This window comes from Actinokineospora sp. UV203, assembly GCF_056323665.1.
The window spans coordinates 584,491-600,116 of the sequence record NZ_CM150484.1; the positions used below are offsets into that span (position 1 = coordinate 584,491).

15 protein-coding genes are annotated in these 15,626 nt (G+C 70.5%); 7 read left to right on the top strand and 8 right to left on the bottom strand.

Annotated elements, in window-relative coordinates:
* Nucleotides 1–463 precede the first annotated feature (463 nt).
* Genes ACUZ2Y_RS02670 through ACUZ2Y_RS02685 form a run of 4 tightly spaced genes read left to right on the top strand, consistent with a single transcriptional unit; the run spans nt 464 to nt 4,363 of the window.
* Nucleotides 464–2,962: a sensor histidine kinase gene (locus ACUZ2Y_RS02670; protein WP_476326514.1), complete on the top strand. Its 2,499-nt coding sequence runs from the start codon at nt 464–466 to the stop codon at nt 2,960–2,962.
* A 24-nt stretch (nt 2,963–2,986) separates the two neighbouring features.
* Nucleotides 2,987–3,421: a roadblock/LC7 domain-containing protein gene (locus ACUZ2Y_RS02675; protein ID WP_476326515.1), complete on the top strand. Its 435-nt coding sequence runs from the start codon at nt 2,987–2,989 to the stop codon at nt 3,419–3,421.
* Nucleotides 3,421–3,792: a DUF742 domain-containing protein gene (locus ACUZ2Y_RS02680; protein WP_091370049.1), complete on the top strand. Its 372-nt coding sequence runs from the start codon at nt 3,421–3,423 to the stop codon at nt 3,790–3,792. Before ACUZ2Y_RS02675 ends, ACUZ2Y_RS02680 begins: the two co-directional genes overlap by 1 nt.
* Nucleotides 3,773–4,363 (top strand): GTP-binding protein, encoded by a 591-nt coding sequence (locus tag ACUZ2Y_RS02685; protein WP_476326518.1) that lies wholly within the window; start codon nt 3,773–3,775, stop codon nt 4,361–4,363. Before ACUZ2Y_RS02680 ends, ACUZ2Y_RS02685 begins: the two co-directional genes overlap by 20 nt.
* Nucleotides 4,364–4,371: 8 nt before the next feature.
* Here ACUZ2Y_RS02685 and ACUZ2Y_RS02690 read toward each other — a convergent pair whose 3' ends face one another.
* Entirely contained in the window at nt 4,372–5,160 is a 789-nt protein-coding gene (locus ACUZ2Y_RS02690; RefSeq protein WP_476326520.1) for an LmeA family phospholipid-binding protein, read from the bottom strand.
* 162 nt (nt 5,161–5,322) lie between these two features.
* On the opposite strand from ACUZ2Y_RS02690, the gene ACUZ2Y_RS02695 reads away from it, so the two are divergent.
* The 3 genes from ACUZ2Y_RS02695 to ACUZ2Y_RS02705 are packed head-to-tail and all read left to right on the top strand — an operon-like array spanning nt 5,323 to nt 8,478.
* On the top strand, nt 5,323–6,462 hold the full coding sequence (locus ACUZ2Y_RS02695; protein WP_476326522.1) for a PP2C family protein-serine/threonine phosphatase: 1,140 nt from the start codon (nt 5,323–5,325) through the stop codon (nt 6,460–6,462).
* Nucleotides 6,463–6,464: 2 nt separating this feature from the next.
* Entirely contained in the window at nt 6,465–8,042 is a 1,578-nt protein-coding gene (locus ACUZ2Y_RS02700) for a sensor histidine kinase (RefSeq protein ID WP_476326523.1), read from the top strand.
* Nucleotides 8,035–8,478 (top strand): response regulator, encoded by a 444-nt coding sequence (locus tag ACUZ2Y_RS02705; protein WP_476326525.1) that lies wholly within the window; start codon nt 8,035–8,037, stop codon nt 8,476–8,478. Before ACUZ2Y_RS02700 ends, ACUZ2Y_RS02705 begins: the two co-directional genes overlap by 8 nt.
* 1 nt (nt 8,479) lies before the next feature.
* Here ACUZ2Y_RS02705 and ACUZ2Y_RS02710 read toward each other — a convergent pair whose 3' ends face one another.
* The 7 genes from ACUZ2Y_RS02710 to ACUZ2Y_RS02740 all read right to left on the bottom strand — a co-directional run bounded on the left by ACUZ2Y_RS02710 (nt 8,480) and on the right by ACUZ2Y_RS02740 (nt 15,613).
* A complete protein-coding gene (locus ACUZ2Y_RS02710) occupies nt 8,480–9,052 on the bottom strand; it encodes a hypothetical protein (protein WP_476326527.1) in 573 nt (190 codons plus the stop codon).
* A 68-nt stretch (nt 9,053–9,120) separates the two neighbouring features.
* Nucleotides 9,121–10,626 carry an SDR family NAD(P)-dependent oxidoreductase gene (locus ACUZ2Y_RS02715; RefSeq protein WP_476326529.1) on the bottom strand — a complete coding sequence of 502 codons (1,506 nt, stop codon included), beginning with the start codon at nt 10,624–10,626 and terminating at the stop codon, nt 9,121–9,123.
* A 289-nt stretch (nt 10,627–10,915) separates the two neighbouring features.
* On the bottom strand, nt 10,916–11,362 hold the full coding sequence (locus ACUZ2Y_RS02720) for a DUF6319 family protein (RefSeq protein WP_476326530.1): 447 nt from the start codon (nt 11,360–11,362) through the stop codon (nt 10,916–10,918).
* Nucleotides 11,363–11,434: 72 nt separating this feature from the next.
* Nucleotides 11,435–12,079, bottom strand: coding sequence for a biliverdin-producing heme oxygenase (locus ACUZ2Y_RS02725; RefSeq protein WP_476326532.1), 645 nt, complete (start codon nt 12,077–12,079; stop codon nt 11,435–11,437).
* A gap of 50 nt (nt 12,080–12,129) precedes the next feature.
* Nucleotides 12,130–13,827 (bottom strand): DUF4153 domain-containing protein, encoded by a 1,698-nt coding sequence (locus tag ACUZ2Y_RS02730; protein WP_476326534.1) that lies wholly within the window; start codon nt 13,825–13,827, stop codon nt 12,130–12,132.
* A gap of 65 nt (nt 13,828–13,892) precedes the next feature.
* Nucleotides 13,893–14,933, bottom strand: coding sequence for a HAMP domain-containing sensor histidine kinase (locus ACUZ2Y_RS02735; protein WP_476326536.1), 1,041 nt, complete (start codon nt 14,931–14,933; stop codon nt 13,893–13,895).
* Nucleotides 14,930–15,613, bottom strand: coding sequence for a response regulator transcription factor (locus ACUZ2Y_RS02740; protein ID WP_476326538.1), 684 nt, complete (start codon nt 15,611–15,613; stop codon nt 14,930–14,932). Before ACUZ2Y_RS02740 ends, ACUZ2Y_RS02735 begins: the two co-directional genes overlap by 4 nt.
* Nucleotides 15,614–15,626: the final 13 nt, after the last annotated feature.

Genomic DNA, 15,626 nt, shown 5'->3' on the forward strand with positions numbered 1-15,626 from the left:
TCCGTAGCCACGTCTTCGGTTTATTACCCTTTTGGCCACCCTTTGGAGATCCGGACTTCGCCCTATCGGACGGTCGTGTCCGATGTGCGGAGAAAGTCAAGGGGTCGCCATTTTCACGATCGAGTGAACCGCTAGTCTCTCCCTCGCGTACCGCACGTGATCGTTTGCTCAGAGTGCCGTTGATCTTGTAAACGTCGACTATCACTCAGTAGGGCGATCACGACCGGGGAACGCGCGGGACAACGGGCGACAGTGAGACTGCTGAGAATCGCTGTGGATGGGGGAGCGAACAGGTGCGAGGGGGCAGGCGCGCGGCAGGGGCGCGTCAGCCGGATTCCCGCCCTGGAGCGACTCGGCCCCAGCCAGGCGGGGGCGTCGCGAACCTGAGTGATCAGGTCGGGCGGCGCTTCGCGCAGGCACCACCGGCGTCGATCACGCCGTCGGCCCGACGTTGTGGAGAGCTGTGAAGCGGAAGAGCGGTGCGCAGGCCAAGAGCACGTCCATCCGGTCCCGCCTCACCGGTGTCGTCCTCGTTCCCGCGCTGATCCTGTTGGCCATGTGGGCGGTGTTCTCCACCTACACCGTCTTCGACGGCATCTTCATCCGCGACACCGCCGCCGCGGTCAAAGGCGGGTCCATCCCGGCGGTGAACACGCTCGCCGCGCTGCAGCGTGAACGCCAGGCCACGATCGCCGCGCTGAACGCGGGCACGCCGGACCTGCCCGCCCTCGCGACCCAGCAGCAGACGACCGACCTGGCCCTGCGCGACTTCACCACCGCTCTCGACCAGATGCCCGGCAGCACCACCCCGGAGATCGACGCGCGGCTGCGGAGCTTCATCGAGGCGGTCAGCGCCCTGCCGCAGCGGCGCACCGAGGTCGAGCGCGGCGGCGCGGACCGCACCCAGGTCTTCGAGTACTACAACGGCCTGGTCGACGCGGGCCTCGCCGTGTTCGAGACGCAGGCCAGGGCGCTGCCCGACGCGGGCATGGTCGAGTCGACGCTGACGATGATCGACACCATCCGGGTCGGCGACCGGATGTCCCGGGCGGGCTCGCTCGGCGAGGTGGCGATCGCGGCGGGTGGGTTCACCCCGGAACAGCACATCGCCTTCGTGACCCTGATCGGGTCCTACCGCACCACCCTGCTCACCCAGGCCGCGCTCGGCGTCGAGCCGCTGAAGACCGCCTACGAGCGGCTTGCCGCGTCCCCGATGTGGCAGCGGCTCGTCGCCGCGGAGAACGCCCTCATCACCGCGGGCCCCCGCGAGGAGACCAACGACCGGCGCAACCCGCCGCCGCCGATGCCCGTCTCCGCGCAGGAGTGGTCGACCGTCACCGCCGCGGGCGCCGAGGACTTGATCAAGCTGTCCACCCAGCAGGTCGCGGGCGCGGTCGGGGTGGTCATCGAGCGGGCGGACAAGCGGTTCGCCACCGGACTCATCGGCAGTCTCATCGCCCTGCTGACGGTGATCGCCGGCATGGCGGTGGCCACCTGGATCGCCCGCAGGCTGGTGGACAAGGCGCTGGTCACCCGGCTCGAAGGGCTCAAGAACGACTCGCTGCGGCTGGCCCACGAACGGCTGCCCGACATCGTCGACCGGCTGCGCCAGGGCGCCCGGGTCGACGTCGGCGCCGAGGTGCCGCCGCTGGACTACGGCACCGACGAGATCGGCCAGGTGGCGGACGCGTTCAACGCCGCGCAGTACACCGCGATCGCCGCGGCGGTGAAGGAGAGCCAGGCCCGCGAAGGCGTCAACCGGGTCTTCCTCGGCATCGCCCACCGCCACCAGGGCCTGGTGCACCGCCAGCTCAAGATCCTCGACAAGATCGAGCGCGAAGAGGAGAACCCCGAACACCTCGACGCGCTGTTCCAGCTCGATCACCTGGCCACCCGCGCCCGCCGCAACGCCGAGAACCTGATCATCCTGGCGGGCGAGCAGCCCGGGCGGCAGTGGCGCAGACCGGTGCGGCTGCTCGACATCCTGCGCGCCGCGGTCGCCGAGACCGAGCAGTACGTGCGGGTCCGGGTCCAGCAGGTGCCCGACGTCGCGCTGCAGGGCGTCGCCGTGGCCGACACCATCCACCTCGTCGCCGAGCTGGTCGACAACGCGGCGTCGTTCTCGCCGCCGCGCTCCCAGGTCGACGTCTACACCAGCCAGGTCTCCGGCGGGGTCGTCGTGGAGATCGAGGACCACGGCCTGGGCATGACCACCGAGGACCGCGAGCAGGCCAACCAGATGCTCGCCTACCCGCCCGAGTTCGACGCGATGGCGCTGCGCGGCGAGTCGCGCCTTGGGCTGTTCGTGGTGGCCCGGCTCGCGGCCCGCCGGTCCATCCGGGTCGAACTTCGCGAATCGCCGTACGGCGGCACGGTGGCGCTGGTATTCCTGCCATCGGACATCGTGGTCGAGGCGGTGGACGACGAGTCGGGTGCGACCGGCCCGCGGCCCCGCCGGCATGTCGAACGCAACGCGCGGGCGCCGGAGCCCGCGGGAACACCGTTCGAACCGCCGATGACAAGCATCGACTGGATGTGGTCGGATTCGGCGGGTGCCGCCGACGACGGCGCCCACTGGCCGATGCACGACGACGAATCATCGGAAACGGTGCCACGGCAAGGGTTCCGCGGGCAGATCACCGACCTCGGGACCGATTTCGCCGCGGCCCTGGACGGCGCCGACATCGACCGAGCCAACGTCGAGGTTGGGGAGTCGCGGAAGGTGAACGAGAACCGTGTGGGCGGTGGACCGGCCGGTGGGCACGACGAGACGGGCCCGCCGCTGCCCAGGAGGAAACGGCAGCAGAACCTCGCGCCCCAGCTGCGCGACGAACCGCCCGTCGAGGACCCGCCGGAGCGCGAGTACTCCCCGGACCGGGTGCGCGACACGATGTCGGCGTTCCAACGGGGAACGCGGGACGCGCGCCGAGCCGACCCGCCGGTCGAGCCAAGAGACTTCTGATTGAGAGAGGGAGGACAGCACCAGGTGAACGACAAGATCGGCCAGGACCGCCAGCTCAACTGGCTTTTGGACGACCTGGTCCGCAGGGTCGTCGGAATCCGCCACTCCGTCGTGCTCTCCGCGGATGGCTTGCTCCTGGGCCGGTCGGAGGACCTGTCCAAGGACGATTCCGAACACCTGTCCGCGGTGGCCTCGGCGTTCCAGAGCCTGGCCCGCGGCACCGGCAGGCAGTTCGGCGGTGGCCAGGTGCGGCAGACGATCGTGGAGATGGACCACGCGTTCCTCTTCGTGACCGCCGCGGGCCGGGGCGCCTGCCTCGCGGTGCTGGGCGAGGAGGACGCCGACGTCGGCATGATCGCCTACGAGATGAACATGCTGGTCAAACGGGTAGGGGCGCATCTGGCGTCGGCGCCGAGGGTGGGGCAGCCCGCGGTGCTGCCGGGTCGACGGCCGTCCTGATGGCGGGGGACCGCGACTGGTGGTTCGACGAGGCGGCGGGCCCGCTGATCCGGCCCTACGCGATGACGCGGGGCCGGACCAGGCCGGGCGCGCCGAACCTCAACCTGGTCACCCAGATCCGCGCCTCCCGCAACCGGTCGGACCTCTCCCAGCTCACACCCGAGCACCAGGAGATCGTCGACCTGTGCGAGCGGCCGCTGTCGGTGGCCGAGATCGCGGCCTACCTGAACATCCCCCTCGTCGTGGCGAAGATTCTGATCAGCGACCTGCTCGAACTGGGAGATGTGGTGGCGGGCGCGCCGTTCCAAACCTCGGACATCGTCGACACGAAGTTCCTGCAAGCGGTGCTCGATGGTATTCGGAGGATCTGAACACTTGAGTGACACGGGAGCCATCCCCACCGCGGTCAAGATCGTGATCGCGGGCGGATTCGGCGTCGGGAAGACCACCATGGTCAACTCGGTCAGCGAGATCCCGCCACTGCGCACCGAGGAGGTGCTGACGGAGGCGGGCGTCGGGGTCGACGACATGGCGGGCATCGAGGGCAAGGAGACGACGACGGTCGCCTTGGACTTCGGCCGCATCACGATCAGCCCGCGGGTGGTGCTGTACCTGTTCGGGACGCCTGGGCAGAACCGGTTCTGGTTCATGTGGGACGAGCTGGCTCTAGGCGCGCTTGGGGCTGTGGTTCTGGTGGACACGCGGCGGCTGGATTCGAGTTTCCCGTCGATCGACTTCTTCGAGCACCGCAACATTCCGTTCGTGGTGGCGGTGAATCGGTTCGAGGGTGGCTTTCCGCATACGGACGCTCAGGTCCGGCAGGCATTGGATCTTGATCCGACGGTGCCCATCGTGAGCTGTGACGTGCGGGACCGGGAGTCGAGCAAGGAAGTGCTGATCGAGTTGGTGCAGTACACGATGGACCAGCTGGCCGGCGTCTGAGTTTCTCTTCAGGCGGTGGGATCTGGGGACTGACGACCGATCGTCAGAGTCTGCGCTGCCGTGGCGAGCAAGCCGACCATCTCGGCCAATGGTGTGCTCGACAGCTTGTCGCGCCAGTCCTGGGCTTCGCCGCGCAGGCGTACGCCATCCTCCGACGTGGTCACCGAGGTGAGGGTGAGCCCGCGCGGGAGGTCGGGCAGGGGAACGTGGAACGGGGCGAGTCGGGTCGGGAGTCGCAGTCTCCTGCCCGCCAGCCACAGTGCTGTCGGTCGCAGGCGGGCCACACCGTCCTCGACCTCCGGGGCCACCTCCAGTTCCCCTGGCCACGGCTTGCGGGAGACCAGAAGGACCGAGCCGAAGCGCACCGTCAGGTCTGGTCGGGTTTCGGCGATCTCAGCCAGCAGGGTCTCGGCGGTGACGGTCACGTCGAGTTGGACCGACTCGGCGGTGACGGTGGTGGAGAACGGTCCCGCGAAGCGCAGGTCGCGGGCGGTCACCACAAGCCGCTCCAGCGCCAGCGGCGGCCAGCCCAAGTCCTTCGCCTCGAAGCGCGCCTGGTCGATGCGGCCCTGGGCCAGCCGAAATGTGTCGCCTGAACAGGCCAAATCCAGGACCGTCATGGGGACGACATGATCCGCGGTGCGGACGGTGACCCGCTTGCCGCGCAGGCGTTGGGCCGCGACTCGGACGGCTGTTTCCAGTACGCCCGCGGGGGTGGTCGGCACCGACGGAAGCAGCGCCCGGCCCGCCGCGAACACGGCCTCCAGGCCGCGGACCGGCAGCCAACCCTCGCTCACGGCTCCACTATGACCCACCCGCGCCCGCGCCGCCCCGGTGGGCCTGCCCACGATGCGGCGCTCATCCGGCAGGGTCGGCGGGTCCGGCTAACATCACCTGCCGGAGATGCCGCACGTCATGGAGTCGACTTGGTTGCAGATAGACAGGCATCGCGGCAGCTCATGCGGGTCCTTCTGGTGGAGGACGACGCGGGCGACGCGATGCTGGTGGAAGAGTTGCTGGCCGAGGTCGACGCGCCGGTCCGGCTGACCCGGGCACAGTCGCTCACCGACGCGAAGCCGTTGCTGGCCGGGCAGGAATGTGTCCTGCTCGACCTCGGGCTGCCCGACGCCAGTGGGCTGCAGGCGGTGCGTGAGCTCAAAGAGGCGGACGACCAGATCGCGCTGGTCGTCCTCACCGGGCTGTCCGACGCGGGCCAGGGTGTGGCGGCGGTGGCCGCGGGCGCCCAGGACTACCTGGTCAAAGGGCAGGTCGACGGCGACCTGCTGGCCCGGGTGCTGCGCTACGCGGTCGAGCGCGCCCGCAGCGAGGAAGTCCATCGACAGTTGCGCGACGAGCGGCTGTTCGCGATGGAGAAAGGCCGCCTCGAACGCGGGCTGCTGCCCACGCCGGTGCTCAACGACGACCGGCTGCACGTGCAGAGCCGCTACGCCGCCGGTCGGGAGCGGATGCTGCTCGGCGGCGACTTCTACGACGTCGTCGAGGCCGACGACGGCACCGTGCACGCCATCGTCGGCGACGTGTGCGGCCACGGTCCCGACGAGGCCGCGCTGGGCGTGTGCCTGCGCGTGGCGTGGCGTGCCATGGTGATCGCCGGGCGGCCCGTCCCCGAGGTACTCGACACCATGCAGCGCGTCCTGGTGCACGAACGCCACCTCGACGGCCTGTTCGCCACCGCCTCCATGCTCTCGGTGGCCCCCGACCGGCGCACCGCCCGACTCCACCTGGCGGGCCACCCGCCGCCGGTGCTGTGGGCGGACAACAAGTCCACCCTGCTCAGCGCCCCCGTCGGGGTGCCGCTCGGCGTGCTGCCTGGCGCGAACTGGGCGCCCGCGACCGTCGACCTAGGCGACGATTGGTCGGTGCTGATGTACACCGACGGGCTCATCGAAGGCCGGGTCGACGATTCCGCCGAGCGGCTGGGCGCCGACCGGCTCGTCCAGATGGTGTGCGCCGCGGCCACCGCCGGGCCGGGCTGGCAGCGCACCGTGCTCGACGACCTGGTGCGCGACGTGTGCGTGCTCAACGACGGCGACCTTGTCGACGACGTCGCCACCCTGCTGATCACCCGGGTGAGGTGACGATGACCGACACTCTCGCCCCCCGTTGGTCCACCTCCCAGTGGGCGCTGCGCCGCTGGCTGACCGTGGCGATCACCCTGTTGGTCGCCGTCCTCACCGGCGCGGTCGTCGCGGTCGCGTTGGCGATCATGAATTTGAGCGACGCCCGCGAGCACCTGGTGGACAAGATCGACCCCGCCATCCACCAGGCCCAGCGGATCGAGGCGGCCGCGCAGGACCAGCGGGCGGGGGCGGGCGGCTACACGGTCACCGGTGAGCGGGCTTTCCTCGACTCCTACACCGAGGCCGCGCAAGTCCAGCGCGACGCGACGCAACGGCTGCGGCCGCTGCTCGACGGCCTGCCGGAGATCGCCGCGACCCTCGACACCGTCACCCGGGAGACCGAGCGGTGGCGGACCGAGTATGCCGAGCCGAACATCCGCCAGTACGAGACCACCGGCAAGGAAGGCTCCCTCGTCGGCGGCGCCGAGCGGTTCGCCCCGGTGCGCGGCGCCCTCGGCGAGCTGGGCCTGCGGCTCGACACCGCGCGGGCCGAAGGCCGGGAAGCGCTGGGCGAGGCCTCGGACTACGTCGTGTTGGTCTGCCTGGCCATCGCGATCACCCTGCTGCTGGTGTTCCTCGCCGCCACGCTCGCCATGCGGCAGGCCGTCGTCGGGCCCATCGGCAGGCTGGCCGCCGCTGTGCGGCGGGTCGCCGACGGCGACTTCCAGCACGAGGTGCGGGTCACCGGCGGGCCGAAGGAGGTCATCGAGCTCTCCGGCGACGTCGACCAGATGCGCAGGCGGATCGTCACCGACCTGGCCGCGCAGCGCGAGGTCAACGCCGAACTCGACGTGCGCACCGAGGACCTGGCCCGCTCCAACGCGGAGCTGGAGCAGTTCGCCTACGTCGCCTCCCACGACCTGCAGGAGCCGCTGCGCAAGGTCGCCAGCTTCTGCCAGCTGCTCGAACGCCGCTACAAGGGGCAGCTCGACGAGCGGGCCGACCAGTACATCGGGTTCGCCGTCGACGGCGCCAAGCGGATGCAGGTGCTGATCAACGACCTACTCGCGTTCAGCCGGGTCGGGCGGCACCCGACCCCGCAGGTCGAGATGGAGTGCGCCGACCTGGTCGACCAGGCCAAGGCAAACCTGGCCGAGCTGATCGAGGAGTCCGAGGCCAAGATCGAGATCGGCCCGCTGCCGACCGTCGTGGGGGAGCGGGCGCTGCTCGCCGGGGTGTTCCAGAACCTGATCGGCAACGCGGTGAAGTTCCGCGGCGAGGACCCGCCGCGGGTGCGGATCGACGCCGAACGCAAAGACGGGGACTGGGAGTTCTCGGTCAGCGACAACGGGATCGGCATCGCGCCCGAGTATGCCGAGCGGGTGTTCGTGATCTTCCAGCGGCTGCACGGCAAGGAGGCCTACGAGGGCACCGGGATCGGCCTGGCGATGTGCCGCAAGATCATCGAATATCACGGTGGCCGGATCTGGATCGACACGGAGGTCGACTCGGGCGATCTGGGCGCTCTAGGCACGACCGTCCGGTTCGCCCTCCCCGTGCACGATCCCCACGAGAAAAGCGAGGAAGCAAGTGAGTGACCCGACGCTGTTGAACGTGATCGAGGTCCTGCTGGTCGAGGATGACGACGGCGACATCCTCATGACCCGCGAGGCGTTCGAACACTTCAAGATCCACAACTCGCTGCACGTGGTGCGCGACGGCGAGCAGGCGCTGCAGTTCCTGCGCCGCGAGGGCGACTACGCCGAGGCGCCGCGCCCGGACCTGATCCTGCTCGACCTGAACCTCCCGCGCTTCGACGGCCGCCAGGTGCTCGCCGAGATCAAGTCCGACGCGATCCTGCGGAGGATCCCGGTCGTCGTGCTGACGACTTCGGAGGCCGAGGAGGACATCCTGCGCAGCTACGAGCTCCACGCCAACGCCTACGTCGCCAAGCCCGTCGACTTCGACCGGTTCATCGAGGTCATCCGCAAGATCGACGAGTTCTTCGTGACCGTGGTCAAGCTGCCGAAGTAACTCAGGGGTTGTTCTGCGCGCTGACGGTCAGGGTCTTGGACACGGTCTTCGCGTCCTTGGGCCACACGGTGTACTTGTGCGTGGTCTGCCCGGTCGTGCCCGAGCACGGGAACGAGAGCTCCAGCTGCCCGCTCGCCGGGTAGTCCTTGCCGTAGGCGCCGTAGAGGGTCGGGTTGTCGACCGCGATCGCCGCGCCGTCCGCGCCGGTGATCTTCCAGGCGATGATGACCGGCACGCCCGGCTTGCTGAAGGGCGCGTCGGGGGTGCCGTTGATGGGGCACGAGGGCTTCCGCACCACGGTGAAGCTCACAATCACCGGGCCGGTCGGCGGCTTGGAAGTGGTCGTGGTCGTGTGCCGGGTCGTCGTGCGCGGGGGCGTCCCGCGGGTGCTGGTGTTCGCGCCGCCGCTGTCCGGTTTGGCGGCGTCGGTCGCGGTGACCGTGACCGTCTCGGTGGGCGGCGTCGTGGTGGCCCGGCCCTGCGCGTCGCTGGTCTGGACACTGGTGCAGCCGACCGCGGTGAAGGCGGCGACCGCCAGCAGGCCGGTCAGTCTTCGTGCTGTGGTGCCGTTCATCGTGATCCCCACCCGTTCTCTCTGTCGTGAACAGACAGACGTGCGGAGTCGCCGGAGGTTGCGGGCGCCTACCAGGCCGCGGGTTCGTAATCCTTCAAAAAGCAGCCGTAGATGTCTTCGCCTAGTTCACCGCGCACAATCGGATCGTAGACCCGCGCGGCGCCGTCGACGAGGTCCAGCGGGGCGTGGAAGCCCTCTTCGGCCAGCCGCATCTTGGTCGGATGCGGGCGTTCGTCGGTGATCCAGCCGGTGTCGACGGCGGTCATCAGGATGCCGTCGGTGAGCATCTCCTGGGCGCTGGTGCGCGTCAGCATGTTCAGCGCGGCCTTGGCCATGTTCGTGTGCGGGTGCCCGGGCCCCTTGTAGGCCCGGCTGAACTGGCCCTCCATCGCGGACACGTTGACCACGTACTTGCGTCGCGCGGTCGCCGCGGCCATCGCGGAGCGGAGCCTGCTGATCAGGATGAACGGCGCGGTCTGGTTGCACAGCTGCACTTCCAGCAGCTCCATCGCGTCGACCTCGTGCACCCGCTGGGTCCAGCTGTTCACCGGGTGCAGGTCGGGCACCAGCCCGCCGGCGTCGATGGCGGTGTTGTCCGCGATCCGCTCCGGCGACGCCGAACCCGCGGTCAGCGCGAGCGCGGTCACCGGGTGCAGGTCGTTGGTGTGCGGCTCGATGGCCCCCGCGAGCGCCGCCGGGTGCGCGTCGCCGGTGCGGCCCAGGCTCAGCATCTCGGGCAGCGGGCCCGATGGCAGGGGAGCGGACTCGGCCTCGGCGAGCAGCGAGTACGACCCGGTCGAGCGCCGAACGGTCTGGGCGGCGTTGTTGATCAGGATGTCGAGCGGCCCCTGCGCGGCGACGGTGTCGGCCAGCGCCACGACCTGCGCCGGGTCACGAAGGTCGATGCCGACGACGCGCAGCCGGTGCAGCCAGTCCGCGCTGTCGGGCATCCCGGCGAACCGCCGCACGGCGTCGTGCGGGAAGCGGGTGGTGATGGTCGTGTGCGCGCCGTCGCGCAGCAGGCGCAGGGCGATGTACATGCCGATCTTCGCCCGCCCACCGGTCAGCAGCGCCCGGCGCCCGGTCAGGTCGGTCCGCGCGTCCCGGCGCCCCCGGTTCAGCTCGGCGCAGGGCGGGCAGAGCTGGTGGTAGAACGCGTCGACGACGTGGTAGCGCTGCTTGCAGGTGTAGCAGGAGCGGGCGCGCAGCAGGGTCCCCGCGCTGGCGCCGACGGTGTTGGAGACCAGCGGGATGCCCTGGGTCTCGTCGTCGATGCGGGCGGGTGAACCGGTCGCGGTGGCCTCGGTGACGGCCTTGTCGGCCTCGGTGACCGCGGCCCGCTTGGCGGCGCGTCGGCGGAGCCGGACGGACTTGAAGATGCGCGCGGTAGCCCGGCGCACGGCCACGGCGTCGGGGTGTTCGGTGGGGAGCTGGTCGACCTCGGCCAGGACGTCGAGGCAGGCCCGTAGCCGTTCGGGGTCGACGCCGGGGACGTCGGCGGTCTCGGGGTCGTAGCCGTCCTCGGCATCGACGCCCTCGGCCTCGTCGACCGTTTCGTCCTGAATCGCAGTCATGTCCCGCCGCTCCGCATCGCACTTTCGTCACGACAACTGTAGAAGCCGCGGTCGCGGCGGTGGCGGGCCGCCTGCATTTCCCGCTTCCAGAGATGGGCTAGCTGGATATATCTATCAAGATATCGGATGGAGACCGGAGGAACGGGGAGTGTGGTTGAGATGGCGGGTCGGCCTAGGACGCACTGTCCCGACCACCACCGCCTGGACGAAGGGAGAATGATCGGCCGGTGTGAGAGACGAAAATGGGCCCGAACCAGCGAAGGTTCGGGCCCATTCAGCGTTCTCGCGATCAGCCTTCCTGCAACTCCGCCAGCGCGGCCTTCACCTTCGAAAGCTCCGCCTCCAGCTCCTCCATCCGGGCCCGGTGCTGCTCGCGGGCAGCGTCCAGGACCGTCTCGATCGCCTTGGAGATGTCTTCGTGCAGCTCGGCTGCCGCCCGCGACACGGCGGTGGCGGGGACGGTGACGCCCTGCATCATCCGCTTGCCGCCCTGGGTGAGCTCGGCCTGCCACTCGCCCTCGGCGGTGCCGGTGACCGTGAGGGTCAGCTCCACGGTCCGAGTCTTCTTCGCGGTGCTCGCCACCCGCGGGGCCTTGGGCTTCTTGGCCGCCGGTGCCTGCGCGGGAGCCGCGGCGGGCTCAGGCGCGATGACCTCTGACGCCTCCGAGGCTTCGGACACAACGGAATCGGAGGACTCGGGCACAGCTTCGGTCTCGGTGGTCTCGGTGGACACCATCGACTCCCTCTTACGTCGCCAGGTGGAACGGTCAAATTAGAACACCCGTTCGGTCTGGCGTGATCGCCGGGGTCAGGCGACCAGGTACCGGTCCAGGTCCTCCGCGAGCTCCTCGAACACCGCCGTGTTCAGCTCGAACGCGACCTGGGCCTCGCTGATCAGGTCGGCCCGCTCGGCCGCCGACCATGGCGCGGAGTCCAGCAGGGCGCGGTACTTGTCGCGGAACACCGGGGCCGGGCCGAGTTCGTCGAAATCGTAGAAGCGGGCCCGGATCCCGTGCTGCGCGCGCAGCCGGTTGCGGATGACCTGCCCGCCCGCGATGTCGCCCAGGTACCGCGTGTACTGGTGGGCGACGAACCGCGCGGACTCGCCGGACACCGCCGCCACCCGGTCGACGTACTCGGCGGTGGCGGCGGTCGGCCGGATCCGGGCGTGCCAGTCCGGTCCCAGCAGCGCCTCCAGGTCGTCGACCAGGCCGGGCATCCGGCGCAATGCGTCGATCACGAACGGGCCCGCCACCGGGTCCTCGCGCATCGCCGTCGCCGCCGATTCGAGGGCGTCGTAGATGAAGTAGTGCTGCACGGCGAGGGCCGAGTAGCCCTCCTGGCTCAGGTCGCCCGCGAGCAGGGCGACGATGTACGCCGACTCCTGCGCGCGGTCGTGACCTTCTCTGGTCGCGAGTCGAAGTTCCTGCGAGAACGGGATTTCCTCGGACATCGCGGGTCCCTTTCGCCGGTATCGGCCACTTCCCCCAGGCTAGCGGGTGATCACCACCGGTAGGTGCCCCAATCGCACACGACCGGGTTGATCCCGGCCAGCGCCGCGCGGGCCTGGGTCCGGCCGAGGTTCCACTCCAGCGGCGCGTCGCGGTGGACGGACAGGTCGGCGATGTGCCGCGCGAGGGCGCACGGCCGCATCGGCTCGGGCAGCTTGACCAGCACGGGCACGGCGTCCGCGGAGAGTCCCGACAGGTAGTGCTCGTCGATCTTGCCGGTCTCGGCGTACCGCGCCAGGTTGCGCTCGGCGATGAACCGGTCCGGGTTGAGCACAGCGAGCCCCACCAGCAGCGCCACCGCGGTACCGAGCACAGCGCGCGGCACCCAGTCGGCCCGCAGCCGGAAGCCCGCGACCAGCACCATCACGTACACCAGCCCGAGCCAGATCTCGCAGAAGCCGACCAGCAGGCGCAACACGGTGAACCCGTAGGTCTCCTGGTAGGTCCAGAGCCTGCTCAGCGCCGAGATGACGATGACCAGCGTCAACCCGGCCAGCGCGCCGAGCAGGACCCGCAGCCACTGGCGTTGCGCGGCCGTGTCGGTCGGCGCGACCCGAGCGGCCACGCCCAGGACCACGAGGGTGAGCAGGGTGACCGCGAGCAACTGCCAGAAACCCGACCGCGCGTAGTCGGCGTAGGTGAGGTCCGCGGTGGTCAGGACGTACTCGCTGCCGCCGAACAGCACGGTCAGCTGCACGGCGACGAACGCGCCGAACAGCACCACCAGCATCCCGACCGGCAGCGTCCACTCGACGAGCTTCACCCGCCTGCGGGCCGCCGCCCGCATCGCGTCGATCTTCGGGGGGTTGGCCAGCAGGAACGCCGCGCCCAGGGTGGCGAGGCCGAAAAGGACGAACAGGTACACCCACTGTGCGAGCCCGTCGGCGTCCAGGTCCGGGGTGACGCCGTCGAGCAGCCCGGCGAAGGCCTCGTCGGCGCTGCCCAGCAGCGTCCCGAACACCACGAGCAGGACGAGCGCGATGACTATCGACCGCAGGATCCGGGGCGTCGACTCACCGGCGCGACCCAGGGCGCGCAGGCCTGCTCCTGCCCACGGCACCGCCCGCAGCGCCGCCGCGGACACCGCGGCCGCGCCGAAAGCCAGGGCGCGCACCGACTTGCCGCCCGCCACCGCCAGCGACCCGGTCACGCACGCCGTCAGCACGCAGAGCACGAACAGCCAGTCCGCGGCCCGGACCGCGCCCACGGCCATGAGGGCGACCGCGGCGAGCAGCCACGGCAGCCGCAACCGTCCCCGCGCCTCGTTGGCGAGCACGACCATGGCGACCGCCATCCCCGCGCCGCCGATGAACCAGCCGACCCCCGGCCGGTCCAGACTGATCACCGAGGCGGCGAACACGGCCGCAAGCACCACGACGAGCAGCGCCCTGCGGGGTGCCGCAGGAGTCTTGACCGGCCAGAACTCGTCGAAGAACGACGGCTGGGGCTGGGGCAAGCGTCCCAGCGGTGGCATCGGTGGCATCGGTGGCATCGGCGTCATTACCACGGGCCTGACCCGCGCCTCGACGTCCGCGTCCTCCGCGTCGTCGTCGAGGTCGTCGTCGGAGTCGGCGGAGTCCGTTTCCGCGGTGTCCACCGCGGCGGCGTCGCTTTCCCCCTCGACGGTCGAGGCGTCCACGGTGTCCGCGGCGGGGTCCGGTCGGTCGGACTCGGGCGTCGATTCGGTCATGGCTTCTCCAAGTGGGCAGGGCGAACCACCGGGACGGCCTCGTCCCGGTCGAATGAAGTGGGGGTCTAAGCGGGCAGGGTGATCCGGATGCGGCAGCCGCCGCGCATGGTGGGGGCCGGGTCGACGACGCCGATGGTGCCGCCGTGCAGTTCCACGACCCAGCGGGCGATCGCCAGGCCGAGGCCGGTGCCGCCGCCGGTCGCGCGTTCTCCCCGGGTGAAGCGGCGGAACACCAGGTCCCGCTCCGGCTGGGCGATCCCCGGCCCCTGGTCCCGGACCTCCAGCGTCAGGCCGCGGGTGGTGGCGACCGCGAGCACACGCACCTCACCGTCGGCGGGGCCGTGGCGCACGGCGTTGTCGAGGAGGTTCACCAGGACTTGGTGCAGCCGTTCCCGGTCGGCGGTCACCGCGGCCGCCGCGGGCTCGACCGACGTCACGAACCGCACGTTCCGGCTCGCCGCGGCGGCGTTGACCTCGGCTTCGGCGACGACCTCCGCGAGCAGCGGGGCGATCTCGACGGTCTCCCTGGTCAGGGTGTGCACGCCCGCGTCGATGCGGGAGAGGTCCAGCAGCTCGGCGACCAGCCTGCCGAGCCGCTCGGCCTGGGTGAGAGCCGTGCGCATGGTGTCGGGGTCGGCGGTGCTGACCCCGTCGACCACGTTCTCCAGGACCGCCTGGAGCGCGGCGATCGGGGTGCGCAGCTCGTGGGAGACGTTGGCGATGAGCTCGCGGCGCTGCCGGTCGGCGGCCTCCAGGTCGGAGCTCATCTGGTTGAACGCGCGCCCCAGCTCGCCGACCTCGTCGCGGGCGGTGACCCGGACCCGCCGCGAGTAGTCGCCCTGCGCCATGGCGCGGGCCGCGGCGGTCATCTCCCGCAGCGGCCGGGTCATGCCGTGGGCGAGGATCTGCGAGGTGACCAGCGCGCCGGTGATGGCGGTGATCGAGGTGACGGTGGGCAGCCAGCCGATCATGTACCAGAAGTAGGACAGCGCCACCGCGCCCGAGGCGATGAGCAGGATTCCCAGCTTGACCTTGATGGACCGCACCGGGTCCAGCGGCCGGGGCAGCAGTTCCAGCAGCGCCGCGCCGCGCTCGCGGAGGGTCATCTCGGGATCTCCAAGGCGTAGCCGACACCGTGCACGGTGCGGATCAGGTCGGCGCCCAGCTTGCGGCGCAAGGCCTTGATGTGGCTGTCGACCGTCCGGGTACCCGCCGCGTCGCCCCAGCCCCAGATCTCGGCCAGCAGCCGCTCCCTGGGGTGCACGGCCCGCGGCCGGGCGGCCAGGTGGGCGATCAGCTCGAACTCGATGGGCGTCAGGTGCGCCTCCACACCCGCCCGGCGCACCCGCCGCTCCACCGGGTCGACCTCCAGGTCGCCGACGACGATCGCCGCGTTCTCCTCCGGCTCGGCCTGCCGGTCGACCCGCCGCAGCAGGGCGTGCACGCGCGCGGCCAGCTCCCGGATGGAGAACGGCTTGGTCATGTAGTCGTCGGCCCCGACCGCCAGCCCGACCAGCAGGTCGGTCTCGTCGTCGCGGGCGGTGAGCATGAGGACAGGCACCGGGCGCTCGGCCTGGATGCGTCGGCACACTTCCAGCCCGTCGAACCCGGGCAGCATGATGTCGAGCACCACCAGATCCGGCTTCGTCCGCGCCGCGACGGCCACCCCCAGGGGACCATCGTGGGCGAGGTCCACATCGAACCCCTCGGCCCGCAAACGTGCCGCTATGGACTCCGCGATGGTCTGCTCGTCCTCGACCACCAACACCCGGCGCCTGATCCCCATGGACCAGACTCTA

Coding starts and splice junctions, on each gene's coding strand:
- ACUZ2Y_RS02710 (WP_476326527.1), bottom strand. CDS start 9,052: ATGAACGGCACCACAGCACGAAGACTGACCGGCCTGCTGGCGGTCGCC.
- ACUZ2Y_RS02680 (WP_091370049.1), top strand. CDS start 3,421: ATGGCGGGGGACCGCGACTGGTGGTTCGACGAGGCGGCGGGCCCGCTG.
- ACUZ2Y_RS02715 (WP_476326529.1), bottom strand. CDS start 10,626: ATGACTGCGATTCAGGACGAAACGGTCGACGAGGCCGAGGGCGTCGAT.
- ACUZ2Y_RS02685 (WP_476326518.1), top strand. CDS start 3,773: ATGGTATTCGGAGGATCTGAACACTTGAGTGACACGGGAGCCATCCCC.
- ACUZ2Y_RS02700 (WP_476326523.1), top strand. CDS start 6,465: ATGACCGACACTCTCGCCCCCCGTTGGTCCACCTCCCAGTGGGCGCTG.
- ACUZ2Y_RS02725 (WP_476326532.1), bottom strand. CDS start 12,079: ATGTCCGAGGAAATCCCGTTCTCGCAGGAACTTCGACTCGCGACCAGA.
- ACUZ2Y_RS02735 (WP_476326536.1), bottom strand. CDS start 14,933: ATGACCCTCCGCGAGCGCGGCGCGGCGCTGCTGGAACTGCTGCCCCGG.
- ACUZ2Y_RS02730 (WP_476326534.1), bottom strand. CDS start 13,827: ATGACCGAATCGACGCCCGAGTCCGACCGACCGGACCCCGCCGCGGAC.
- ACUZ2Y_RS02695 (WP_476326522.1), top strand. CDS start 5,323: ATGCGGGTCCTTCTGGTGGAGGACGACGCGGGCGACGCGATGCTGGTG.
- ACUZ2Y_RS02720 (WP_476326530.1), bottom strand. CDS start 11,362: ATGGTGTCCACCGAGACCACCGAGACCGAAGCTGTGCCCGAGTCCTCC.
- ACUZ2Y_RS02740 (WP_476326538.1), bottom strand. CDS start 15,613: ATGGGGATCAGGCGCCGGGTGTTGGTGGTCGAGGACGAGCAGACCATC.